The sequence below is a fragment of the Pedobacter planticolens genome (assembly GCF_014172375.1).
In the GTDB taxonomy this organism is placed as follows: domain Bacteria; phylum Bacteroidota; class Bacteroidia; order Sphingobacteriales; family Sphingobacteriaceae; genus Pedobacter; species Pedobacter planticolens.
In genome coordinates this window covers 812,895-838,242 of record NZ_WNXD01000001.1, presented here as the reverse complement: position 1 = coordinate 838,242, position 25,348 = coordinate 812,895, and the positions used below count along the sequence as shown (strand labels likewise).

The following is a 25,348-nucleotide window of genomic DNA, read 5'->3' as shown; positions in this document are numbered from 1 at the left end:
AACAATAGATATGTCATAATATCGTTTTACATACATTATTGACGTAAAATATATTATTCGTATAATTGTCGTTCCAAATATTTCAAGAATTTAATGCATAAAATATATATACTATTACTGGCCACCTTTTCACTCAGCATTTCTGTTTCTCATGCCAATAACAAGGTTGATTCGATTGGGGTTGAAAACAATAACGGAAAAAAATTAATCGTTCATAAAGTAGAAGCCAAAGAAACGTATTACTCTATTTCTAGAAAATACAATGTCAATTATAAAGATGTAATGACTTATAACGACAGTAAGTTTTTGCAAATTGGTGTCATCCTTAAAGTTCCTACTAATATTCCATTTATAGCATCCACTACTTCAGCAACTGCTGATAATACTGCTGTTATTGAGCATATTGTTAAAGCAAAAGACAATCTAAATATGCTTGCAGAAAAATATGGAACAACTGTAAATGAAATTAAGAGAGTAAATAATTTAACTTCGATTAATCTTCAAATTGGTCAAGTTTTAAAAATTCCTGCAAGTGGAAATACAACCGTTCAAGAAACTCAAACTGTAACCGCCCCAGTAGTTTCACAACCTGTTGTGGCTAGTAATAATAATGCAGCAACCATTGAACACGCTATTAAACCTAAAGAAAATTTGAATTTATTAGCAGAAAAATATGGAACAACGGTTGATGAAATTAAAAGATTAAATGGGCTTTCTTCAAACAATTTACAAATTGGTCAAGTATTAAAAATTCCATCTACTAATACTAAAGTACCTGAAGCTACGGTTGAAAAAGTAATTCCTACCCCAACTCCTAAAAGTTATCAAAAACCAGTAAGTGAAACACCTACAGAAACAACAAATACCTCTGGCGGTTTTGATCATACCGTTATTGCTGGAGAAACTATTTATACGATTGCTAAAAGGTACAGTTTGACAACTTATCAGCTAAAAAGCTTTAACAACTTAACTTCTAATGAATTAACAGTTGGACAAAAGTTGAAGATAATTGGTGCTAAACAAGTAACAGCTAACGCCGCTGAAGAAGAAAATACTGGAAGTGATCCAAATACGATAAAAGATCCTTCTTTAAAATATGCACCAAGTAGATATGGTCTTACTCAAATCGAAGAAAAAGGCGCAGCAATTTGGATTGCCGATCAAGATTTAGATCCTACTAAAATGCTTATTTTACACCGTACGGCTCCAGTTGGCACTATTGTTAAAATCACTAATCCAATGAGCAACCGTTCAACTTTCGCAAAAGTTGTTGGTAAATTTACAGAGAATGAATCGACAAAAGATGTTATTATTGTAATGACAAAAGCAGTAGCAGATGCTGTTGGTGCTTTAGATAAACGATTTTTTTGTAATATAACCTACGGCGCTCAGGAAAATGAACAATAAAAAACCATTAATTATCGGTATTGCAGGTGGTAGCGGTTCTGGTAAAACTTTTTTTCTAAATAGTTTTTTGCATCACTTTAAAAATGACGAAGTGACACTTTTATCTCAGGATGATTATTACATCCCGGCAGGTGAAATGACGCAAGAAGAAAATAAATTGTACAATTTCGACTTACCATCGACCATAGATGATGAACAATTTTTAATCGATATTAAGAAATTAATTAAAGGCGATGTTGTTTATAAAAAAGAGTACAATTTTAATAATCCGTTGGCCGTAGTAAAGATTTTAGAGATAAATCCTGCGCCAATTCTTATTGTAGAAGGTCTTTTTATTCTTCATTTTAAAGCAATAGCTAAATTATTAGATCTTCGCATATTTATAGAAGCTGATGAAAGTGTAGCTTTAGAACGTCGCATAAAACGCGATGGAATGGAAAGAGGTTATCCAGAAGAAGATGTACTTTATAAATGGAATAATCACGTTGTACCGGCTTACAATGAGTTTTTATTGCCTTATCGAGAAAATTGCAATAAAATCGTTGTAAATAATATGGATACTCCTGATGATATTATCAGAATTACTGAAGAAATTTCGGATGAATTAAAAGCTAAGTTTTGTAAGTAGTTGGCTTTGTCATTCAGAACGAAGTGAAGAATCTCTTTTTCTCATATTACTTCCTTAGAGATTCCTCGTATACTCGGAATGACAAAACTACTCAATTACCATTTCTGGAACATTATCATCTGCGTAGAGTTTACCTAGTGTAGCATTTCTAATAAAATCCACGCTTACACCTGGTGCTCTTTCTAATAGTTTAAAGCCTCCTTCTGGTAAAACATCAAGCACCGCTAATTCTGTAACTATTTTCTTAATGCACTTTATTCCCGTTAAGGGCAAAGTACAATTTGGTAGTAATTTACTTTCACCAGCTTTATTTACATGTTGCATAGCCACAATAATATTTTTAGCAGAAGCCACTAAATCCATTGCACCACCCATGCCTTTAACCATTTTACCAGGTATTTTCCAGTTGGCGATATCTCCGTTTTCAGAAACTTCCATTGCGCCTAAAATGGTTAAATCTATTTTTTGAGCTCTAATCATTCCAAAACTCATCGCTGAATCAAAAATTGAAGATCCTGGTAAGGTTGTAATGGTTTGTTTACCTGCATTAATTAAATCCGGATCTTCTTCTCCTTCAAAAGGAAATGGTCCCATACCCAACAATCCGTTTTCTGATTGTAATACTACATTAATTTCACTTGGAATATAGTTAGCCACCAATGTTGGAATACCAATGCCCAAATTCACATAATACCCGTCTTTTATTTCTTTTGCGATACGTTTCGCTATTCCGTCTTTATCAAGCATATTTCTTTTTTTCTTTCAACATTAAGAAATTAAGGCACATTAAAATCATTAACTTCATTTTTCTTAATCCCTTAATGGTTAATTTTTAATCGTTTACTTTCTTCCTTACCGTTCTTTGTTCTATTCTTTTTTCGTAATTCCGTCCTTGAAAAATACGGTGAACATATACACCAGGTGTATGAATTTGGTCGGGATCTAATTGACCAGCTTCTACTAATTCTTCTACTTCGGCAATTGTAGTTTTACCTGCCATAGCCATTACTGGATTAAAATTTCTGCTTGTGGAACGGAAAATTAAATTACCTGCGGTATCGCCTTTCCACGCTTTTACTACTGCAAAATCTGCTTCAAAAGCATATTCCATCAAATAATCCTTGCCTTTAAAGCTCCTTACTTCTTTTCCTTCTGCAACTTCGGTTCCTACACCAGCTGGTGTAAATATGGCTGGCATACCATAACCTGCAGCCAAACAACGTGTTGCTAAAGTTCCTTGCGGTATTAATTCGACGTCTAATTCTCCGCTTAATAACTGACGTTCAAACTCAACGTTTTCCCCAACATACGAAGAAATCATTTTTTTAACCTGACGTGTTTGTAAAAGCAAACCTATGCCAAAATCATCTACACCTGCGTTATTTGCAATGCAGGTTAGGTTTTTGACGCCACTTTTCACCAACGCAGCAATACAGTTTTCGGGAATACCGCATAAACCAAAACCACCAAGCATTAAGGTTTGTCCATCACAAATATCTTTAATTGCTTCATCAGCCCCAGCTACAACTTTATTAATCATATACTATGTTTTATGGCTAAATTATAAAGTTATTAGGCCGTTTCCAAATGCAATAACGGATTAACGAGTTGTATATTTTACACTAAGATGCCTTGAAAAATATTGGCAATTGTAAGGATTTAAGTAGATTAAGGGATAATCTTGATTACATTTTACTATTTAAATTATTTTAAATGAACATATGTAATTCCATCTCCTCCTCTATCTGCATGTTCATCTTCTAAATGCGTAACTTCTTTGTATTTTTTGAGATGTTCTCTAATCAGTTTTCTTAAAATGCCATCACCTTTTCCATGAATTAGTTTAATGGATGGAAAACCTAACATGATGGCTTTATCTAAATAATTTTCGACTTCTTGTACTGCATTTTCTCCACGCATGCCACGTAAATCTAGTTCTGGTCTAAAATTGATGATGGCTTCAGACATTCTACCAGAAAATGAATTGCTTTGCACCACTTTTTTTGCTTGGCGATTACTAATTTTTTGAACTCTATTTCTTTTAACTACAGAACGTAAATCGCCTAAGGCCAAAACTAAATTATCGCGATTAATTTCTAAAACCTGTCCACTGGTTTCTGTGTTGACGAGCTGCACCCAATCACCAATTTCAATTGCAGAATCATCAGCTTTAATTACAGGTTTACGTTCTTCTTTAACTTCGTTTTTAACTAAACTCTTTTGCAGATTTTGCCTTAATTCTTTGGTTACAACTTTATCAGCTTGTTTTTCCTTAATTTCAGCAATGGTATTTTCTACCAATTTATTCGCATCGCGGATGATATTTTGAGCTTCTAATTTGGCTTCCTTGATTAAAACCTTCTTATTTTCTTCTAAAAACAGTTTTAGCTTTTCATTCTCTGCAACTAAGTTTTTAACCTTGTTTTGCTGATTTGCTAAATTGATTTTAGTTTCATGGATTTGTCTCTTTTCTTTTTCTAAATCAACCAACAAACTATCAATACTATTCTGATTTGTTCCTGTTTTCAGCTTTGCTAGTGCTAAAACCTCTTTTTGCAAGCCAATATTCTGAGCAATTTCAAAAGCATAAGAACTTCCAGGTTTACCTAAATCTAAAATATAAAGCGGTTTCATTTTACTATTATCAAATAGCATTGAAGCATTTTCTAATCCGCTAGTGTTGCCTGCAAACAATTTCAAGTTAGAATAATGTGTAGTGATTACACCGCGAACTTTCTTCGAATTTAAAACCTCTAAAACTGCTTCTGCCATCGGGCCGCCAAATTGAGGATCGGTTCCTGTACCAAATTCATCTATTAAAACTAATGTTTTTGGCGAGGCATGTTCAACAAAATAGCGCATCTTGGTTAGATGAGCACTGTATGTACTCAAATCTGATTCTATTGATTGATCATCGCCGATATCTGCAAAAATCTGATCAAATATCCCCATTTCACTCGCTTCATCAACCGGAACAAGCAAACCCGTTTGCAACATCATTTGCAATAAACCAACTGTTTTCATACAAACCGATTTACCGCCCGCATTTGGTCCAGAAACTAAAACAATCCTTAAATTCTCATTCATATGAATATTTAAAGGAACGACTGTTTTCTTTTCTGTTGCAAAAGACAATAACAACAATGGATGTTTTGCGTTTATCAACTTTGTTTTAGCTTCTTTTAATAGTACGGGCATGTTAGCCTGAATATCAATTGCAAAAAGCGCTTTTGCCCTTACAAAATCTAACTTGGTTAAGAAACCATGATATGATAATAAAAGTGGCGTATATGGTCTTAATTCGGTTGTTAAAGCAATTAAAATCTTAATGATCTCTCTGCGTTTATCAAATTCCAAATCGCGAAGTTTATTATTTAGTGTAAAAACTTCTTCTGGTTCTAAATAAACAGTTTGTCCACTTGCAGATTCATCGTGAATAAATCCTTTCAGTTTTCTTTTATTCTCCGCCAAAATGGGAATACAAATTCTTCCATCGCGAACGGTTAAACTTCCATCGGCAACCCAATTTTTGCCAACTGCCATTTTATAAATAGAATCCATTCTTTTACGCACTTCTTGCTCGCCTTTGGCAATTGCTGCAGTAATTTCTTGTAATTCTGATGAAGCATTGGGTTTCATTTTTCCCTTTGGGTCTAAAACAGCTTCTATCTTTTTAAGAATGTCTTTTTCTATTGGTAAATGCTCAAAAAGAGCTTCAAGATTTGGATATATTTCTTTCCGTTCATCAAAAAATCGAAGCACAGAAAACACAGTTTGTAAGGATGCATAAATCTGGAAAAGTTCATCTTCCATCAAATAGGTTCCTTCTACTCTAATTTTATCCGCCAGTATTTTAATATCAAAAAACGTACTGATTTGTAACGGTTCTTGATTTTCTAGAATGCTTTTAAACTCATTGGTTTGACGAAGAAATTTATTTATTTGATCATATTTCGTCATCACCTGCATTTTATTAACCAATGCTTGGCCCATTGTACTTAAACAATGTTGATGAACTAGTTGTCGAACTTCATTAAAACCCAACCGTTCTTGGCAATTTTCTGGATATAACATAACTTAATTAACCGAATAATTGATTGAAGATATGTTTAACGGATTAGTCCCCATTTTAAAGGTCGAATCTAAACGTTTTGGCGGTGGAGCTAACAATGCAGCACCATGTAAGGTGTTTCTACTACTTTCCAATGCAATAACCCTGGTTAAGCTTTCTCTTTCTTTAGTCAAATTTGCGCTAATATTATCATACATTTTTTTCATCACATCTGGATGTTTATAATAATAATCCAAACTTTGATTGTATAAAGCAGAATCTATTCCGAATTTTTGATAAATGCCTTTATATAATGAAGAAATAACTTTTTTAGCGCTATCAACTTGCGGAAAAGATGAAGAATATCCATCTGCTACATGAATATCATGCAATACTTTTTCCATTTTATCTGGCTGAATAATGTCTTTTGGAATACCTGGTTTACAGGCATAAAACAAGGCACAAAGTATAAGGATGACAAAAAATCTTTTCATTATTTATAAAACCTTTCTTATTTCTTAGCCAAATTGCGCTAAGGTTGTTAATTTTACCAAAAATACTGATAAATGAGCATTGCAGATAACTTATTAAAATATAAAAATGAATTAGACCAAGCTGGTGTTAAGTTGGTGGCGGTTTCAAAAAATCATCCGGCAGATGCCGTACTAGAAGCTTATAATGCTGGGCAAAGAGTTTTTGGAGAGAATTTAGTGCAGGAGATGGTAGAAAAACAAACTCAATTACCGCAAGATATAGAATGGCATTTAATTGGTCATTTGCAAAGTAACAAGGTGAAATATATTGCTCCTTTCGTAAAACTGATAGAATCTGTTGATAGTTTTAAATTATTGAAAGAGATTGATAAACAAGCCGCAAAAAACAACAGAATAATTGATTGTTTATTGCAAATTTATATTGCTGATGAGGATACCAAATTTGGTTTAGGGTTTGATGAAGCAATTGAACTTTTACGTTCTGAAGAGTTTGAAACTTTAAAAAATGTTAGAATTGTGGGCTTAATGGGAATTGCTACTAATACCGCACTTGATGGACAAACAACAGCAGAATTTCAAGAATTAAAAGTGCTTTTTGATGGAATAAAATTGAGTTTCTTTAGAAAAGAAGATAGCTTTAAAGAGATTTCTATGGGTATGTCGTCAGATTATAAATTGGCAATTGAACAAGGCAGTACCATGGTAAGAATTGGAAGTAATATATTTGGAAAAAGAGTAATTAAACATTGGAAAGCCTAATGAACATAAATATTAGAGTTGCAGTTAAGGAAGATTGCATAAGATTATTAGAATTAATTAACGAGTTAGCTATTTACGAAAAAGCGCCTGAAGAAGTTACCGTAACATTAGCTGAATTTGTAGATGCAGGTTTTGGACAAAAACCAATTTGGAAAGCTTTTGTTGCTGAAGAAAACGATATTATTTTAGGCTTTGCTTTATTTTACACTAGATACTCAACTTGGAAAGGTTGCCGTTTATACTTAGAAGATTTTATTGTAACCGAAGAAAGCAGAGGAAAAGGAGTTGGCAAATTATTATTTGAAAAAGTAATTGAGGAAGCAAAAAATGGAAATTACAATGGTATGGTTTGGCAGGTATTAGACTGGAATGAGCCGGCTATAAATTTCTACAATAAATATACAGCCGATATTGAAAGTGGTTGGCTAAATGCTTCATTTTCGAAAGAGCAAACAAAAAACTTAGTATGAGAAAATTAGCCTTATTTTTTATTGGGATTTGCATTTTTTTGGCCTGTAGAAATGAAAAAAACAGAGATAATAGCGAAAACATCGTTGCTGCAATTGATACTTTAACATTTAATTACGATTCGGTTAAGGTTTATAGCAAAAACATCATTAAAACTGATGCTAAAACTTCTGATACTACAAAAGCTGTTATAACCCATCCAGTATTTAAAAATGAAATCTTAAATAAGTACATTTTAAGACAAGTTTTTAATTATATAGGTGAAGAAGAAAAAACCACTTCATATCAAGATATTGCAACTAGTTTTGTAAAAGGATATGATGATTTTCACTCACAAAATGCAACCAGCGCTCAAGTTTGGTGGTTATCTATTGAGGTGAACGTGCTTCATCAGACTCACAATTACATCGCTTTGCAATACATAAACTCGGATTATTCTGGCGGTGCTCATCCAAATACCAGTTTTTCTTACCTAAATTATAATCCAAAAACTAATACAGTAATACCATTAGATTCATTGATTGCAGCTAATCAGCGTGAAAAATTAGTAAGCATTGGGGAAGCTATTTTCAGAAAAGATGAAAAATTGACGGCGACAGAATCATTAAGTGGAAAGTATTTTTTCCGAGATGATAAATTTCACTTACCTGAAAACTTTTATGTAAGCAATAAAGGTTTGGTGTTTTTGTATAATCCTTATGAGATTAAACCTTATTCGGAAGGAACAACAGAATTAATCGTCCCATTTTCAGCTTTAAAAGGCATTGCTAAGCCAAATACCATTTTAACAGAAACAAATTAATGCAAGTATTTAAATTCGGAGGAGCTTCTGTAAAAGACGCAGAAGGTGTTAAAAATTTGGCCAAAATTGTGCAGGGCTATCCATCAACTAATTTACTGATTGTTATTTCTGCTATGGGAAAAATGACCAACAAATTAGAGGAATTAACTTGGGCTTATGTTAAAGGCGAGGAAAAAGCACATCAGTTATTTGAAGAAATAAAAACCTATCATTTCGATATTATTTCAACTTTGTTTACTGACCATAAAAACCCTATTTATGATGATGTAGCAAATACATTTGTAGAAATAGAATGGTTGTTGGAAGAAGAAGCAAGCGATAGTGCAGATTATTTATACGATCAAATTGTTTCTATTGGAGAATTGGTTTCTACAAAAATTGTGGCGGCTTATTTAAATTTAATTGGTTGTTTCGCCATCTGGGCTGATGCTAGAAGTTACATTAAAACAGATAATAATTACCGCGATGCAAATGTAATTTGGGATAAAACAGAACAAGAAATTCAGAAACATTTGCCTACTTATCTGGATAGAGGAATTGTAATAACACAGGGTTTTATTGGCGGTACGAGTGAAAACTTCACCAGTACTTTGGGCAGGGAAGGTTCTGATTATTCAGCTGCTATTTTTTGCGCTTGCTTAAATGCAGAATCAATGACGATTTGGAAAGATGTACCTGGCGTTTTAAATGCAGATCCAAAATGGTTTGATGAAACTGAAAAAATACCTCAGTTATCGTATCACGATGCAATAGAACTTACTTATTATGGTGCAACGGTAATCCATCCAAAAACGATAAAACCTATTCAAAATAAAGGAATTCCGCTTTATGTGCGTTCATTTTTACAGCCTGAAGCTGTAGGAACTGCCATCACTGGAGTTGCAACACCTTTACCTGTACCCTCTTTTATTTTCAAAGTAAATCAGGTTTTAATTTCCATATTCCCTAAAGATTTTTCATTCATCATTGAAGAAAACTTAAGTCATATTTTCAATATCTTACATAAAAACAAGGTAAAAGTGAATACTATGCTTAATTCTGCCATCAGTTTTTCGGTAAGTGTAGATAATGATGAGGAAAAAATTAAGCAATTAATAACAGATTTGTCTGAAACCTTTAAAGTGAAATATAACAAAGGATTAGAACTCGTAACTATTCGTTATTACAATCAGCAAACCATTGACAGAGTTATTGTTAACAAGGATGTATTATTGGAAGTAAAAAGCCGACACACTTGTCAAATTGTGATGAAAGATAAAGCGTAAGATTAGCTAAAATGAATGAGAATATTTTAAAAAATGAGATTCAACGCTATATTACTGAGCATATTAATGCCGATGTAAATAAAGTTGCACTATCAAAATCCTTGTTTAAAAATGTAAGTTCGGCAGAATTAGCTGGTCAAATTGCAGCTAAGAAAAAATCCATTCACAAACTTTCCAAATGGTTTAATCAAGATAAGATTTATTACCCGGTTTTACTGTCTATAGAACAATGTTCATCTGAAACCACAGCAGCTTATAAAGCAAATTTAGCCATTGGAAATTCACTAATTGATCTCACAGCAGGATTTGGAGTTGATAGTTACTTTTTTTCAAAAAAAATAGAGAGTATTCATAGCTGTGAAATCAATCCAGAATTATCAGAGATTACAACTCATAATGCTAAGGTTTTAGGTGCAAATAACATAAATTTTGTAGCAGAAGACGGAATTGAATTCCTCAAAAAAAGCAAGCTTAAATTCGATACTATTTACATTGATCCAGCAAGGCGAAGTCATAGTAATAAGGTATTTAAACTTAAGGATTGTACACCAGATGTAACCGAGCATTTAGCGCTATTTTTGGAAAAAGCACAGCGAATAATCATTAAAACTGCGCCATTGCTTGATATTTCTGCTGGTTTAAGTGAATTACAAAATGTGAGTGAAATTCATATTGTAAGTGTAAAAAACGAGTGCAAAGAATTACTTTGGGTAATTGACAAAGATTTTATGGGTGAAACGAAAATTGTTTGTGCAACACTAAATACGACTACAAAAACCTTTTCTTTTCCTATAAGCGATTTACAAATAGCTACTGAAATCGCTAGCTCATCACCTGCTGGATATTTATACGAACCTGATGTTGCATTATTAAAAAGTGGTGCATTTAATTTAATAGCAGAAAGATTTGGCTTAAAAAAATTGCATCAGCAAAGCCAATTGTATTTTAGTGAAGAAATAAAAGCAGATTTTTTAGGCAGAATTTTCGAAATTAAATTGCTCTTAAACTTAAACGAACTAAAAAAGGAAAAAGAGCTAAAAGGAAACGTTATTGTTCGGAATTTCCCTGAAAAAGCGGAGAATTTGGTTAAAAAATATAAAATCGGTTCAAGTCATGATGATTTTATCCTATTTACTCAAACTAATGCTGGCTATTTAGTGATTAAGGCTAAAATCATTCAGCATTATTAAATAAAAAAGCCTTGCGAAATTCGCAAAGCTTATTAAAAAATTTTATGTCAATTCAGATTATACTTTCTTAACATTTACTGCCTGTAATCCTTTTTTACCTTCTGCAGTTTCAAATTCTACTTCATCATTCTCTTTAATACTATCTATTCCTCCTACTACATCCTTAAAGTGAACAAAAATCTCTTTATTGCCATCATAAATAATAAATCCATAACCTTTTTGGCTGTTAAACCATTTTACTTTTCCAGTAATCATAAAATTGTAAATTGTATTGATAATTTTTTAATAGTAACTGATTTAAAGTTAATTACAAAAAAATTGAAATGAAAAAAAATTTAAAATTACTTATTTGGTTGAGGTGTAGTTCTTAGATAAGGTTTTATCACTTTGTGACCTTTCGGAAATTTAGCTGGAATATCTTCTGTTTTAATACTATTCATCACAATTACATCTTCACCATCTTTCCAATCTGCTGGCGTTGCAACGCTATAATTAGCTGTTAACTGCAACGAATCTATCACTCTTAAAACCTCAGTAAAATTTCTTCCTGTAGATGCCGGATAAGTAATCATCAGTTTTACTTTTTTATCTGGAGAAATAACAAATAAAGAGCGAACCGTCATCGTTTCAGAAGCATTTGGATGAATCATATCATACAAGTCAGCAATTTTCTTATCCTGATCTGCAATAATTGGAAAATCTACATTCGTATTTTGAGTTTCATTAATATCGCTAATCCAACCTTTATGCGATTCTGCCGAATCAACACTTAATGCTAAAACTTTAACATTTCGTTTATCAAATTCGGGCTTTAAAGATGCTGTACGACCTAATTCAGTGGTACAAACTGGCGTGTAATCTGCTGGATGTGAAAATAAAACGCCCCAACTATCACCTAAATATTCGTAAAAATCTATTTCACCAATAGATGTTGTTGCCTTAAAATTCGGTGCTGTATCTCCTAGTCTTAAACTCATGTTCAATTGTTTTTAATTAATAAAATGATATAATAATTGAAGTTACAAAAAGTCTATTAGAACAGTAGATTATTTTGTGTAATAAAATTTATGCGTGACAAATCACTTCCTAAATGTTTATTAAATTCTTGAATAGTGTAATCGGCAATCAATGGTGTATTTGCTTCATCGTGCTGGTGCAAAAAGAAATACACACTTTGCAAACCATGATCTAACCAATGTTTAATTCTTATCACCCATTCATCTACCCTAGCTTTATCAGAATCTAAATATTTACCACCGTTTCCTACAAATCGGATAAAAGCTTCAGGTGTTGGCAATTCCATATGTAAACAATCTCTTCGCCCGCTAGCATCAGTAATTGCTGCTCCTTTTTTCAGTTTTGCAAGCATCGAAAACAACTGTTTCTTTGCATCCCCAACAAACCAATCCTTATGCCGAACCTCTACAAAAACTTGTAAATCTTTTGGTAACTTTTCAAGATATTTCTCTAAAATATCAATGTTATTTGGCCCAAAATTATCGCTAACCTGTAAAAAGCAAGGGCCTAGATATTCGCCAAAGGCAGAAATTGCTTTAATATATTCATCAGTCAAAAAATCTGCATCCTTTAACCTTTTGATATGTGTTATTGTTCTAGAAAATTTAGGGCAAAATATAAAATCACCTTTGGTATTTACGACAACTTGCTCTTTCCATTTTAAAATTTGTTCTTCTTTCGGAATACTATAAAAAACTGCATTCAATTCAATCGAATTAAAATGTTTTACATATTCACTTAAAAAATCTGCTTCTTTGGTTTTCTTCGGATAAATAAGATCTTTCCATTCCTTCCTCCCCCATTTAGCGCAACCAACATAATATAATGGTTTTGCTGAAGGTTTCAAATTCTGTAAGATAATAGCAGTTTGCTCACCATCTGGCGGCAACGTAAAATCAATGGTATTAATTTCTGCTTCGGTAACTCTTCCAAATTCCATCTTAAATCTTTTATAATTAAAAACCCCGAAACTTACTAAAAGTTCGGGGTTTCAAATTTAATATTTTGGGAATATTAATACACTTTAATCATAAAAACATAATCTTGCATTTTCTCTACCTGCTTGTTACGTTTCAAACCTTGCAATTGACTTCTTTTTCCGTAAGGAATTCTTTTACTCAACGAATCCTGTGGAATAGAATTAACAGCTTCTACAATATATCTCGATTTTACTGCAAATGCAGCACCATCTGTTTTGTTTTCTTTACCGTTAATTACACCAACAATATTACCAGCATTATCTAACAACGGGCCGCCACTATTACCTGGATTTACTGGAATAGCAACTTGATAAGCCAATGTATCGCCATTTAAACCTGTTTTAGAACTGATATAACCATCACCTAAAACAACATCATCTTTTGGATAACCTAATGTATATACAATTTCACCAATACCAGCGCCAGCTTTTTTGATACTGTATGGAAGTGTACCCAAATGATCAAAAGAAGAATCATTTATTTTTAAAATCGCAATATCATTAATTGGATCAGTGTAAAATCTTTTTGCTTTAAATGAAACTCCTCTACTATTTTGAACATAGATAGAATCTGCATCTTTAATTACATGATAATTGGTTAAAATGTAACCATTGCTAGAAATTGCAAATCCAGAACCACCAAATTTAGCAGGAGCTATATTAGTGTTCTGTACTTTAGTATTAATATTTCTAATTAAATTATTCTGAGAACGTTTAATCTGACTAACTTCTCTATTTAATGCTTCAAAACTACCATCTTGTTTAGATTGGTTTTGTATAGAATACAACATCACCATGGCTAAAATTAAAAATGAAGCTGCAATTGCAATAGCAGATCTATTATTACGCCAAATTCTTACAATTTTAGATGAATGCGGTTTTACTTTCGCACTTATTGCAGCAACATCAAGTTGATTATGAGCAGCATCCATTTGTTCCTTTAACAATAAAATGTCAGCATATTGCTTCATCGATTCTAAAAAAACCTTATGTGCAACTACTTTATGATCAACAATTGGGTCATTATTTCTCAATTGCTCAAAAGCCTTTTGCTCATCAGCAGTAAGTTTACCATTTAGGTAATCCTCAATAATCCCTTCTAATTCTATCTCGTTTCTCATTTTATGATTGAAAAAATAACTTCTTTAATCTTTGTAAACACTTATATTTCTGTGTTTTAGCATTGTCTGTATTGGTATAACCAAATTTCTCACAAATATCTTGCATAGATAAACTATGTATGTAAAAATCTTGAATAATGGTTTTACAAGGTTCGCCTAAACTTTCTAAGGCTACTTTCATCTTATCAAACTGCATATCCTTTTCTTCATGCTGTTCAACATCTTCATCAACAGCTAAAACATCTTCAAAGTCGGCTATGTTATTCGTTTTTTTGCTATGCTGTGTAAGTTTTTTTAACCAAATGCGTCGACTAACCGAATACAAATATGTCTTTAACTTACTGCTGAGCTCAAAATTTCCGCCTTTAATTTTGTTATATAAAACAATAATAGCTTCCTGATATACATCTTTTGCATCATCCTCACTACCATTATTTGTTAAAATAAATTGTAAAACCATCGGATAATACCCCGCATACAACTTATTTAGCGCTTCTTCTGAGTTGTTAAGTATACCTAATACTACCTCTCTATCTGTTGGAACTGAACTGCTTAACTTAATACTCACCAATTAATACATTTAAACGTGAATGGTAACCCAATGATAGACAAAAAAAATATTTTTTGCTGAAAAATGACAATGCTTACGCTAAAATTTTCTTAATTAGAAAAGCAAAAGCTGTAACATTTATTAAAGTTAGTCCTGCTATACGCTCTTATTTCCCTAAGCTTTCAGCTAAGGTTCAATACCGCTTCTATCAGGTTTATAACACAATTTTGCTGCAAAAAACTTACACCCGTTAATACCAAAAACAAACAATAGTAACCCCAAAAAATAAAAAATATATTTTCGATTTTTCAAGGTCACCTTTCTATTTTTTATGCATTAAGTGTAAATCCATTTAATAACCTAAAATTAAAAAAGAAACATGAAAAACTTATTTAAATTTGGCTTTTTAGCCTTTGCAATTGCAACATCATTAACGGCATGTGGTCTTTTTGGTTCAGATCCAAAAACACCTGTAATTGACAGCACAAAAATAGACACTTCGAAGATAGATACTTCTAGTGTCGATTCTAAAATGCTCGATTCAAATAAAATAAATGTCGATTCAACGAAGATTAAGCACTAAATAAAAAATAATTAACTTTTTTTCACATTTGCGGGTTACCTTTTTAACTTTGCAGTATTAACATGTAAATTAATTAATTATTTAAACAGAAAATTAAAATGAAAAACTTATTCAAATTTGGCTTTTTAGCTTTAGCATTATCTTTAGGTGTAGCTGCTTGTAATTCAGAGAAAAAAGCAGAAGCTACTGATTCAACTGCTGTTGATTCAGCTGCTGCAACTGTAGATTCAGCTGCTAAAACTGTTGATTCAGCTGCTGCAAAAGTTGATTCTGCTGCTACTAAAGTTGATTCTGCTGCTAAACACTAGTCAGTAGTTAAATCTTATAAAAAGGTTCTAGCAAATTTGTTAGAACCTTTTTTGATTCTAGGCATTTTATCAGCTTTTAGCTATCATAAATGCCTGATAAATGTTACCTTTGCGGCTGAATCAATTTCCTCATTCAAATGAATTTATCTCCGCTTCAAGCCATTTCTCCTGTAGATGGTCGTTATAGAAAAACCACTGCAAAACTTGCTGATTATTTTTCTGAATATGCTTTAATAAAATATCGTGTTTTTGTAGAGATCGAATATTTTATAGCATTGTGTGAAGCGAAAATACCAGGATTAGAAAAATTTGATACTGCACTTTATCCAAAACTTAGAACCATTCATCAAAACTTTAATGATGTTGATGCACAACAAGTAAAAGATACCGAAAGCATTACCAATCATGATGTGAAAGCGGTGGAATATTTCATTAAAACAAAATTTGACGAACTTAACTTACAACCTTATAAAGAATTTATCCATTTTGGTTTAACCTCTCAAGATATAAATAACACTGCAATACCTTATACTTTTAAACTTGCGTTAGAAGAAAGTTATTATCCAGCCATTACAGAACTCATTGAAAAGATAAATGGATTGGCGCAAGAATGGGCTGACATTCCTTTGTTAGCACACACACATGGACAACCTGCTTCTCCAACCAAATTGGGTAAAGAATTTATGGTTTTTGCAGAACGTTTGAATATCCAATTACAAAATTTAAAAAACATTCCTAACAGTGCTAAATTTGGCGGAGCAACAGGAAATTTCAATGCACATCATATCGCCTACCCCAAAATTAACTGGGTTGATTTTTCAAACAACTTCGTGAACGAAGTTTTAGGTTTAAATCGTGCTCAGTATACCACTCAAATAGAACATTATGATCAGTTTGCAGCACAATGTGATGCTTTAAAACGAATTAACAATATTATCATCGATTTAGATAGAGACATTTGGGCTTATATTTCTAAAAATTATTTCAAACAAAAAATTAAAGAAGGTGAAGTTGGTTCATCGGCCATGCCACATAAAGTAAATCCTATTGATTTTGAAAATGCAGAGGGAAATGCTGGATTGGCAAACGCTTTATTTGAATTTTTTGCTGCTAAATTACCTATTTCACGGTTACAAAGAGATTTAACAGATTCGACTGTTTTAAGAAATGTAGGTGTTCCTGTGGCACACACTATTATTGCCATCAGTTCTACTTTAAAAGGATTGAACAAAATTATTCTTAACAATGAGGCAATCGCGGCAGATTTAGAAAATAACTGGGCTGTTGTTGCTGAAGCTATTCAAACAGTATTAAGACGCGAAGCTTATCCGAATCCATACGAAGCTTTAAAAGCATTAACACGTACTAATCAGAAGATTACTGCACAAACTATGTCTGCATTTATTGATGAATTGGATGTAAACGATAATATTAAAGCAGAATTAAAACAGATTACACCATTTAATTATACAGGGATATTCTAGTTTAGAAGAAGGGAATAGGAAATGGGTAATAGACGAGATGCTAAGTATTATATCCATTTCTTATTCTCTATTTTCTATTTCCAATAAAACGTCATGCTAATCAAAATGACCTAAAATAGACATCTACTATCTATTATTTAGAATTAGAATTAATTATTTTTGTAGCATAAAATTAAAGACATGACTATTAACGTATATACAGAGCAAACACCAAATCCTGCTACCATGAAGTTTATGGTTAATAAACTTTTAATTAATGGTAGTGAAGATTTTGCAACGAAAGAAAGTGCTGAGCACTCTCCTTTTGCTAAAGAATTGTTCAAATTTAACTTTGTAAGTGGTGTATTTTTTGCAAGCAACTTTGTAACGATTACTAAAACTGAAGATGCAGAATGGGGTGATATTGAGGCAATTTTAAAAGAGTTTGTTAAAGGTGCTGTAGAATCTGAACTTAAGATAAAAGAAAATACAAGTGAAGAAACTCCTGCTTTTGAAGGAAGTGAACTAGAAATTAAAATTCAGCAAATACTACATGATTATGTGCGCCCAGCGGTTGAACAAGACGGTGGAGCGATTAGTTACAAATCATTTGATGAAGGTGTGGTAACTGTAGAATTAAGAGGTTCTTGCAGCGGTTGTCCATCATCTACTATTACATTAAAATCTGGCATTCAGAATTTATTACAACGTATGGTGCCTGAGGTTAAAGAAGTAGTTTCTGAAGCGTTATAACCCCAAACCCCTAAAGGGGCTTTATATCATTATAAAAAAAGTCCCGACATTATGTCTGGGACTTTTTTGTTTACATTTTACTTTGAATTTCTTTCCTTAACGTATTTGCCCAATCTGTTAGTGATTTTTTCTCATCAGCTGTAAGTTTAGCTGTGTTATGCATTAGTGTATACGACTTTAAAGGCATTTCGTCAACTATTTGCTCGGTTACTTCTTCTAATTTATGATCTTGTTTCTTTAAGGTGTAAGCTCCAAATTCTGAAAAATTAAGTTTGCGCTTTCCTTCTTTAATATGGTCATTCATCCACCATGCAACTGGCTGAATGTTGATGTACCAAGGATAAATTGTAGTATTTGAATGGCAATCATAACACGCTTTTTGCAAAATCCCTGTAATATTTTGTGGAATAATGTAAGCTTTATCAATTGATTGTATTTGTTCGGTTGTTGTTATGTTTTTTGTAGGTCTAAATAATTGGATTACAATTAACAAGGCCAATAGTGCATAAACGATTTTCTTTACCATAAATAAATTTCTTTAAGAACTGATTATAAAGCTACTAGTTTTTAATGAAAATACTTTTTGATGGTTGTTAAAATTTCATCGGTTACTTTGCCGTTAGTTGCTAGAATTTCTCTGGTTTCTAGAAATTCATCTCCGCCAGCAAAATTCATAATCTTACCACCTGCTTGTTGCACTAGATATGCTCCAGCAGCAACATCGTAAGAGTTTAGGTTATATTCGAAATAGGCATCAAATCTGCCGCAGGCTACATAAGCAAGATCAACTGCTGCAGAGCCAATACGCCTTAACCCATGACATTTCTGCATCATCTCGGTAAAAAGCTGAATGTATTGTGGTTGTTTATCAAATTGATAATAAGGAAATCCAGTAGCTAATAAAGATTGAGATAGATTTGCATTTGCTGAAACACGAATTTCTTTATTATTTAAATACGCTGCGCCACCTTTAAACGTGAAGAACATTTCTCCTCTATTCACTTCATATACTACACCAATTACGGGTTTGTCTTCTTCGTATAGCGCAATGCTGATAGAATATGTTGGTATACCGTGAATAAAATTTGTAGTTCCATCTAAAGGGTCGATAATCCAAGTGTAGGTTTTGCCTTTGGTGTTAACGGTTTCTTCTTCGGTAATGAAGCCAGCATCTGGTATCAACTTTGTTAAATTCTTTACTAGAAGTTTTTCCGCATTTTTATCTACGTAAGAAACTAAGTCGTTTAAGCCTTTGTATTCAATTGCATTTGCATCAAAAGCCATTGCTTCTTTGCGAATAAAATTACCCGTTAAGCGTGTGATGGCGATAACCTTTGAGCATAATAATTCGTAATTCATCATTTAGTAATTCGCGTGTTTCTCTTTGTTTTTAATAGAATAAATCACCAATAATAATCCTGCGATAAATAAGAGGGAAGAAATTAGCTCTGCTTGCGTAAATGGAATACCTGCAACTGTATATTTTGAGTTTACACGAATTAATTCGATGAAAAATCTTTCTACTCCGTTTAGCATTAAATAAATACCGAACATCATACCTGGTAATTTAATTCGGGTACGAATTTTCCATAGGATTAAGAAGAGTATAAAGGCTATTATAACTTCGTAAATTGGTGTTGGATAAACTGGTTGAGCTAATTCGTTGCAGTATTTACCAATGCAACCTGCGATGTGATTACCTTCGTTAGCTACGTTATTTGGATAGGTATATGCCCATAACCAATCTGGTAACCATGTAAATGGCTTAGGATTTAGGTTTGGAATTCCCCAATCTCCATCTCCTGATAAATGACAGCCAATACGACCTATGCTATACGCTAACATCATTCCTGGTCCACCAACATCTAGCATGTGCAAGGGTTTTATTCCGTTTTTACGGGCAATGTAAATTACTGCTGCACCGCCGCAAATTAATCCTCCGTAAAATGTTAATCCACTAAAAGATAGCAGCCCGCCAATTGGATCTTTTATAAAGCTATCCCAATGTTCTAGGTTATCGAAAATCTTTGCACCTAAGAAGCCCCAAACTGCTGCCCAAACAATCATATTGCTCATCAATTCATATGGATGAACGGTAACTTCTACCGTTTTTGGTTTGGATAATTTTACTTTGTCTTTTTCTTTATGTGCCCAATAAGCAAACAAAGCCGCTAATGCTAGTCCGCCTAAAAGGTTTCCTTTTGTTGAAAGTAGAACTGTTTGTGCATCGCTTACAAATAGTTTATAATTTAAGAGTGCATAAATTAGTTTGTACCCTATTAGAAAGCCAAAAAAGGCATTTGAAACAAGTTCTAGTGTAGAGGCTGGTTCGCCAATTACTACATTTCTTTTTGTTGGATGCAGAATGCCTAATGCTTCTTTACGTTTCAGTTCTTTTGTGAAAGCCCAATAGCCTCCTACAAAAGCTAGTGCTACAAAAACACCAAATGTGTTGAATGGAAGTGGCACATCGATGCCAAAAAGATAGGATAGGAAGTGTGAAACGGTAGGAAACATAATTCTTAGTTTAAGCGAAGATAGGAAAGAAACTTTAAAGACCGAAAGCCCAATGTCGGAAAGTCAGGAGTTAATATCTTCGGACTTTCGGGTTAACAACTTTCGTACTCTATTATCGCCATTCGCCGTACAAAATAAAGGCGCTCCAGTAGAATGGATGTACAAACTTTGGATTTTGACTAAGCGTTTCTTGTGCCTTTCTTAATGCCTGTGCTTTTGGCATATTTTTGAGGTTTTGATAGAATGAACTCATTAAAAGACTGGTTGCTTCATCATCTACAGACCATAAGGAGGCAACGACAGATTTTACTCCGTTTACCAAAAAAGAATTGGCTGGAGAAATGTACCAGCCTTTATTTACGCTTAATGACACAGCGGTTTCGCAAGCAGATAGGGTGACTAAATCGCAATCTTCTATGTCTAAACCTTTTATTTCTTGGATGGTTAGTTTACCATCGTTAGTTGTTGATTTGGCGAATTTTAGGAATGTTTTAGAGAAATCGTTGTAATCTAAAATACCGTGAGTTGCAAAGTGAACGATTTTATTTGAGGTTAGGCTTTTTTTGGCCATGTCTTCGGTTGCTAGATCGCCAACATAAATGGTGCCCGAAGTCATGATTTTATTAATTTCCTTTACTTCTTTTTCTGCATTTGGCAAGCTGTGATCTGGGTTTCCGTAGGCGACAAAGCTCGAATTTTTAACTGAATCGGGTTGTACATTACTGAATACATCTAATCTGTTGGTGTAAAAAATCGCATAATCTTCTACTAAATATCTGAATGTTCCTTTCTCGTCTTTTTTACCAATTGCTTGGAATGGGATGCTGCTTAGTTCGCCATTGTTAATGATACAGAGTTGTTTTTTTCCTGCGATATCGCTTAAAATAGGATCGATAAGTACTTGATATAAATTTGATCCAGTTTCTGCAACGGAACGTGATGATTGAACGGTATTGGTGATTTTAGCTCCGCGTAAATTTAATGGTGCTGCATTTTTATCTTTAAACGGTTGTTTAAGAACTGCGCTGAAATCGCTAATGTTTGAAGAAAGATCTGCTCCAGAAATTGGTATTAACTTGGCTTTTGTACCTTCTTTAGTTAGTGTGAAAATGATTAACTGATTTTCTCTGACTACATATAATAAAACTGCTACATCTTCTGGAATTTTACTTTTATACTTTTTTAAATCTTCTGGGTTTACGTTTTTTACAAAGTTTTCTTGCAAATCTGGATAAGCTTTTACCATGCTATCTACAAAATTGAGCAATTGAACTTGTGCTATTTGTTGTACTTTTTGTAAAGAATTGATTTTCTCTTTGTTCTGTTCATCCGCTGGTTTTGCTTTTTCTTTTGCTAAATTTTCTTCAACCGAATTTACTTTATTTGCGAGCTGATTTTGTTGCTGTAAGGCTGTGGCTTTTTCTACATTATTAGTTTTAACCTCTATTTGCCCCATTTTTTCTTTAATAGCCTGAATGTTACTTCTGCTGGTGTATTCTAAAGCTTCATCGGTTTTACCTGCTTTAATTAAGGTAGAAATTAAGGTGTTGTAAAGATTTACTTTCTTTTCATCGGAAGTGAAGATTTTTTTAGCTGCAGCACCACCGAAAATATTTTTACCCGTTTGCTCTACACTATTTACTGCTTGTTTAAAATAGTTGGCTGCAGAATCTAATTTATTTTGATTATAAAACATTAGTCCGCGGTTATACAATGCTTCCCATAAATTTTTAGCCTCTCCTACTCGAATTGAATTTACAATGGCTTCATCGAAATATTTGGCAGCCTCATCTTCTTTTTTCATCGCCAAAGACACTTTCCCTAAGTATAATGAGGATTCAATTAGCTGGCTGTTTTCTTTAGTAGATTTAGCATATTGATAAGAATTCTGCAAGTTTGTTATCGCATTAGGGTAATCTTTTTTATCGTAAAACAATTTACCAAGCACCATTGTAGCACTAGATTTTGATCTAACTGCATTCTTTTCACTGCTAAATTTCAATGCTAAGGCTAGGTTCTTTTCAGCTTCTGGATAGTTTTTCTGATGATAATAGACTTCTCCAATATTGGTAATTACTAGTAATTTACTGTCGGTAATTACGGTTTGATTTGCAATAATCGCGTTAGCCTGATTAAAATAATTTAATGCTTGTGGATAATCTGCTTGATAGAAATATATTGTACCGATATTATTTAAGGAAGTGAAACGGCTTTCGGGTGATTTTTCTGCTTTGAAAATACTATCAGCTGTGCTATAATTTTTAATTGCGTTAATATTATCGGATAAACGGTTGTAATAATTACCTAAAAGGATGTGAGTATTGGCAATTTGATATGAATTACCGAGCTGTTTGTAAATTTTAAAGCAGCTATCTAACATCGTTTTGGATGTTGAAAACTGCCCTTTTAATTGGTAAAGATCGGATAGAGAAGAAAGTGCATCGGCTTTGCCACCGTAATTATTGGTGGTTTTTGAAATATCGAGTGCTTGCTGCATCGCAATTTCTGCTTCGATAAACTTACCTAAGGATACATTTACCGAACCGATAGCAATTGAAATATTGGCTACTTCTGCTTTTTCGTCAATTTCCTTATAAATGGCTAATGCTTGTTCGTATTTTAAAATTGCATCGGTTAAGTTGAGCTTGGTGTACGCTGCATCTGCTAGTTTTTGATAGGTAATTGCCTGCTCTCTTTTACCATTTATCTCTTTGCTTAATACCAATGCCTGATTAAAATATTTCTCTGCGCTTTCATATTTCTTTTCACGAGTATCTAAATTCCCTAAGTTTAGGAGGCAATACAAAACCTGATCTTTTATTCCAATTTCCTTATATAAATCGTACGCTAATTGATAATATTTCCTTGATTGTGGCATATCATCGGTATAGGTAGCTCCTGCAATATTGTATAATTGTTTAGCCATTTCTTGTTTTAAACCTAGGGTTTTTAGGCTTTCATAAGCGCTTAAAAAGTAGGCAACAGCTTTAGGAACATTTTTATCTGAGAGGTAAATATCTCCAATGGAGCCATCAATTTCTGCTAATTTATCTTTGAGGTTTGCTTTTGTGTAGCAGAATTTTGCGCTATCTAATGCTGCAATTGCCTTTAGTTTATCGCCTATTTCTATATAAAGACTACCCAATTTTGAATAGGAATAACCCATTCCTTCAAAGTTATTTCCTTTTCTTCTGTATAAAATAGATTGTTGATGTGCGTTAACTGCATCTTTAAATTTCCCTAAACTAAAGTAAGATTGTCCGATTTGCGAGTAACTATATCCTGCTTTGTTCCAATCGGCATTTTTTAATTGTATCGCTAAAGCTTCGTTAGCGTTGCTGATATTTTTATCGTACTGCCCCATTTTACTCAACGCGTATGCTTTGCTATTTAAGGCATACGATTGCTTTGCAGACTGATTCATTCTTTTGTAAGCCACAATTAATGAATCATATAATGGAATAGAACCTTCGTAATTATTTTGTGTAGTTTCAATATCTGCAACATTCTCTCTGGCCAAAGCCGATTGTACTTTGCTTGAAAAATCTTCTAGCAAATTGTACTGGTCTGCAGATTTTTGATAAAAGGTTTTCGCTTCATTTAAATCGCCTTTTCTTTTGAGTGAAAAACCATAATAGCCATAATGTTGAGCTATTAATTCTTTATACAGATTTCCTTCCATTTGTGATTTAAGCTCTGCAAAATCTGTCGTTAATTCTTTGTATGTTTTTTCTGAAGCCACGAAATCAGTCAGCATAATTTCGATGTAAATACGCTTTAGTTTCAGTTTGATATAAAACTCCCAGTATTTTGATTGTTTAAATAGGTCTATTGCTTTGTTTACATGAACAATTGCTTGTGCATATTGCTGTTTATCTTGTAAAATTTGCGCTGCGATGTAATAGTAAAAACCAAGTCCAGAAGTATCGTTTAAGGAAGTTCCTGCTTTTTCTACTTCTTTTAGTAAGGCATCTGCTTCTGCGGCTTTGCCATCTATTGCTAAGTCATTCGCAATAATTGACCACGATTTTAAGTACTCGTCTTTTACAATTGTAATTCTATTTACGGTTAAAAATTTATCGTACTTTATTTTATTGGTTGCATAATAACGAACAGAATCTAATACTTCCTGATTATTTAGTGGTGCTTTATTGACTACCCATGTGGCAAAAACTTCTGCAATTTTGTATTGGTTGCCCACATATTTACCAGGATAAGATTTTACAAACTTTAAAAATGCAATAATATCTGCCTTAGTCGTTTTAGACATTACTTCTAAGGTTGTTTTACCCGCGTATCTTCCCTCAGGCATTTTCACTCTTAAACTGGTAAAGCTTTCATCATCTTTTACCCTATCGTAAATTTCCTTGATATCGGCTATGCTTTTAATGAGAATAGAATCTTCTAATGCTTTAGAATCCTTTGTTAATATTTGTTTAAGACTATATAATGGGGTTTTACTTACGTCTGTAAAAGTGATTTGCATTAAAGCTAAATCGTAAAAGAGGCTGTTATAATTGTTTATTGGGAGATTAATTTCTAGTACGAGATAATCGCCAATGGCTACTTTTTCATCGGTAATAGTTGGCTTGTAAAGAGTAGTTTTGGCGATAATGGTATCTCCCATAATTCTAACTATGGTACTAAAACCCAATTCTTTTTGAGAACGATTTGGTTTTTCATTTGAATGAACTCCGTAAACTTTGCCTTGCTGACCTATTTTAACACCAAGTTTTCCACCTTCGTAGATAAATACATAGCAGCTATCGCCTTGGCCGTAATAGGTATTTGAAACTTTAAAGTTTAAGTTTTTTGGGAAGAGCTTTTGGTTTTGAGCTTTCGCAGAAAAGGAGAATAATGCGATGAAGATTATTCCTGTCCATTTTTGCAGTATTGAGAACGTTAAGTTTTTCATAACGTATTTTTTGTGAGCGATTTACACACAATAATACATTATAAAACTTAAGGGTATATACCCACAATTGGGTATTTT

At 33.0% G+C, this 25,348-nt stretch carries 24 protein-coding genes; 11 read left to right on the top strand and 13 right to left on the bottom strand.

Annotated elements, in window-relative coordinates; genetic code table 11:
- The first annotated feature begins 93 nt into the window (after window positions 1-93).
- Window positions 94-1,407 (top strand): LysM peptidoglycan-binding domain-containing protein, encoded by a 1,314-nt coding sequence (locus GM921_RS03590; protein WP_182921244.1) that lies wholly within the window; start codon window positions 94-96, stop codon window positions 1,405-1,407.
- A complete protein-coding gene (locus tag GM921_RS03585; protein WP_182921243.1) occupies window positions 1,397-2,035 on the top strand; it encodes a uridine kinase family protein in 639 nt (212 codons plus the stop codon). Before GM921_RS03590 ends, GM921_RS03585 begins: the two co-directional genes overlap by 11 nt.
- Window positions 2,036-2,122: 87 nt before the next feature.
- Here the strand turns inward: GM921_RS03585 and GM921_RS03580 are convergent, their stop codons facing one another.
- The 4 genes from GM921_RS03580 to GM921_RS03565 form a co-directional block, all read right to left on the bottom strand.
- The gene (locus tag GM921_RS03580; protein WP_182921242.1) at window positions 2,123-2,782 is read right to left on the bottom strand and encodes a 3-oxoacid CoA-transferase subunit B; all 660 of its coding nucleotides are present in this window, start codon (window positions 2,780-2,782) and stop codon (window positions 2,123-2,125) included.
- Between the two features lie 85 nt (window positions 2,783-2,867).
- Window positions 2,868-3,575 (bottom strand): CoA transferase subunit A, encoded by a 708-nt coding sequence (locus GM921_RS03575; protein WP_182921241.1) that lies wholly within the window; start codon window positions 3,573-3,575, stop codon window positions 2,868-2,870.
- A gap of 164 nt (window positions 3,576-3,739) precedes the next feature.
- On the bottom strand, window positions 3,740-6,109 hold the full coding sequence (locus tag GM921_RS03570; RefSeq protein WP_182921240.1) for an endonuclease MutS2: 2,370 nt from the start codon (window positions 6,107-6,109) through the stop codon (window positions 3,740-3,742).
- A gap of 3 nt (window positions 6,110-6,112) precedes the next feature.
- Window positions 6,113-6,580: a DUF4296 domain-containing protein gene (locus GM921_RS03565; RefSeq protein ID WP_182921239.1), complete on the bottom strand. Its 468-nt coding sequence runs from the start codon at window positions 6,578-6,580 to the stop codon at window positions 6,113-6,115.
- Window positions 6,581-6,652: 72 nt separating this feature from the next.
- Here GM921_RS03565 and GM921_RS03560 point away from each other — a divergent pair, with 72 nt between their 5' ends.
- Genes GM921_RS03560 through GM921_RS03540 form a run of 5 tightly spaced genes read left to right on the top strand, consistent with a single transcriptional unit; the run spans window position 6,653 to window position 11,064 of the window.
- The gene (locus GM921_RS03560; protein ID WP_182921238.1) at window positions 6,653-7,339 is read left to right on the top strand and encodes a YggS family pyridoxal phosphate-dependent enzyme; all 687 of its coding nucleotides are present in this window, start codon (window positions 6,653-6,655) and stop codon (window positions 7,337-7,339) included.
- The gene (locus tag GM921_RS03555) at window positions 7,339-7,809 is read left to right on the top strand and encodes a GNAT family N-acetyltransferase (protein ID WP_182921237.1); all 471 of its coding nucleotides are present in this window, start codon (window positions 7,339-7,341) and stop codon (window positions 7,807-7,809) included. The genes GM921_RS03560 and GM921_RS03555 overlap by 1 nt, the downstream gene beginning before the upstream one ends.
- Entirely contained in the window at window positions 7,806-8,609 is an 804-nt protein-coding gene (locus GM921_RS03550) for a DUF3298 and DUF4163 domain-containing protein (RefSeq protein WP_182921236.1), read from the top strand. Before GM921_RS03555 ends, GM921_RS03550 begins: the two co-directional genes overlap by 4 nt.
- Entirely contained in the window at window positions 8,609-9,874 is a 1,266-nt protein-coding gene (locus tag GM921_RS03545; RefSeq protein ID WP_182921235.1) for an aspartate kinase, read from the top strand. Before GM921_RS03550 ends, GM921_RS03545 begins: the two co-directional genes overlap by 1 nt.
- An 11-nt stretch (window positions 9,875-9,885) precedes the next feature.
- On the top strand, window positions 9,886-11,064 hold the full coding sequence (locus GM921_RS03540; protein WP_182921234.1) for a THUMP-like domain-containing protein: 1,179 nt from the start codon (window positions 9,886-9,888) through the stop codon (window positions 11,062-11,064).
- 57 nt (window positions 11,065-11,121) lie between these two features.
- Here GM921_RS03540 and GM921_RS03535 read toward each other — a convergent pair whose 3' ends face one another.
- The 5 genes from GM921_RS03535 to GM921_RS03515 form a co-directional block, all read right to left on the bottom strand.
- On the bottom strand, window positions 11,122-11,319 hold the full coding sequence (locus GM921_RS03535) for a cold-shock protein (protein WP_182921233.1): 198 nt from the start codon (window positions 11,317-11,319) through the stop codon (window positions 11,122-11,124).
- Between the two features lie 86 nt (window positions 11,320-11,405).
- Window positions 11,406-12,041 (bottom strand): peroxiredoxin, encoded by a 636-nt coding sequence (locus tag GM921_RS03530; RefSeq protein WP_182921232.1) that lies wholly within the window; start codon window positions 12,039-12,041, stop codon window positions 11,406-11,408.
- Window positions 12,042-12,097: 56 nt separating this feature from the next.
- Entirely contained in the window at window positions 12,098-13,021 is a 924-nt protein-coding gene (locus tag GM921_RS03525; protein ID WP_182921231.1) for a DUF72 domain-containing protein, read from the bottom strand.
- Window positions 13,022-13,095: 74 nt separating this feature from the next.
- A complete protein-coding gene (locus GM921_RS03520) occupies window positions 13,096-14,181 on the bottom strand; it encodes a S1C family serine protease (protein ID WP_182921230.1) in 1,086 nt (361 codons plus the stop codon).
- Window position 14,182: 1 nt separating this feature from the next.
- Entirely contained in the window at window positions 14,183-14,749 is a 567-nt protein-coding gene (locus GM921_RS03515; protein ID WP_182921229.1) for an RNA polymerase sigma factor, read from the bottom strand.
- Between the two features lie 361 nt (window positions 14,750-15,110).
- Between GM921_RS03515 and GM921_RS03510 the strand changes: the two genes are divergently transcribed.
- The 4 genes from GM921_RS03510 to GM921_RS03495 all read left to right on the top strand — a co-directional run bounded on the left by GM921_RS03510 (window position 15,111) and on the right by GM921_RS03495 (window position 17,838).
- A complete protein-coding gene (locus GM921_RS03510; protein ID WP_182921228.1) occupies window positions 15,111-15,314 on the top strand; it encodes a hypothetical protein in 204 nt (67 codons plus the stop codon).
- Window positions 15,315-15,412: 98 nt separating this feature from the next.
- A complete protein-coding gene (locus tag GM921_RS03505; protein WP_182921227.1) occupies window positions 15,413-15,622 on the top strand; it encodes a PG1828 family lipoprotein in 210 nt (69 codons plus the stop codon).
- A gap of 137 nt (window positions 15,623-15,759) precedes the next feature.
- Window positions 15,760-17,106: an adenylosuccinate lyase gene (gene purB / locus GM921_RS03500; protein WP_182921226.1), complete on the top strand. Its 1,347-nt coding sequence runs from the start codon at window positions 15,760-15,762 to the stop codon at window positions 17,104-17,106.
- A 180-nt stretch (window positions 17,107-17,286) separates the two neighbouring features.
- Window positions 17,287-17,838: a NifU family protein gene (locus GM921_RS03495; protein WP_182921225.1), complete on the top strand. Its 552-nt coding sequence runs from the start codon at window positions 17,287-17,289 to the stop codon at window positions 17,836-17,838.
- A gap of 70 nt (window positions 17,839-17,908) precedes the next feature.
- On the opposite strand, the gene GM921_RS03490 is transcribed toward GM921_RS03495, so the two are convergent.
- The 4 genes from GM921_RS03490 to GM921_RS03475 all read right to left on the bottom strand — a co-directional run bounded on the left by GM921_RS03490 (window position 17,909) and on the right by GM921_RS03475 (window position 25,270).
- A complete protein-coding gene (locus tag GM921_RS03490; protein ID WP_182921224.1) occupies window positions 17,909-18,364 on the bottom strand; it encodes a heme-binding domain-containing protein in 456 nt (151 codons plus the stop codon).
- A gap of 41 nt (window positions 18,365-18,405) precedes the next feature.
- Window positions 18,406-19,197 (bottom strand): inositol monophosphatase family protein, encoded by a 792-nt coding sequence (locus GM921_RS03485; RefSeq protein ID WP_182921223.1) that lies wholly within the window; start codon window positions 19,195-19,197, stop codon window positions 18,406-18,408.
- 3 nt (window positions 19,198-19,200) lie between these two features.
- Entirely contained in the window at window positions 19,201-20,355 is a 1,155-nt protein-coding gene (locus GM921_RS03480; protein ID WP_182921222.1) for a prolipoprotein diacylglyceryl transferase, read from the bottom strand.
- Window positions 20,356-20,467: 112 nt separating this feature from the next.
- Window positions 20,468-25,270, bottom strand: coding sequence for a CHAT domain-containing protein (locus tag GM921_RS03475; protein WP_182921221.1), 4,803 nt, complete (start codon window positions 25,268-25,270; stop codon window positions 20,468-20,470).
- Between the last annotated feature and the right edge of the window lie 78 nt (window positions 25,271-25,348).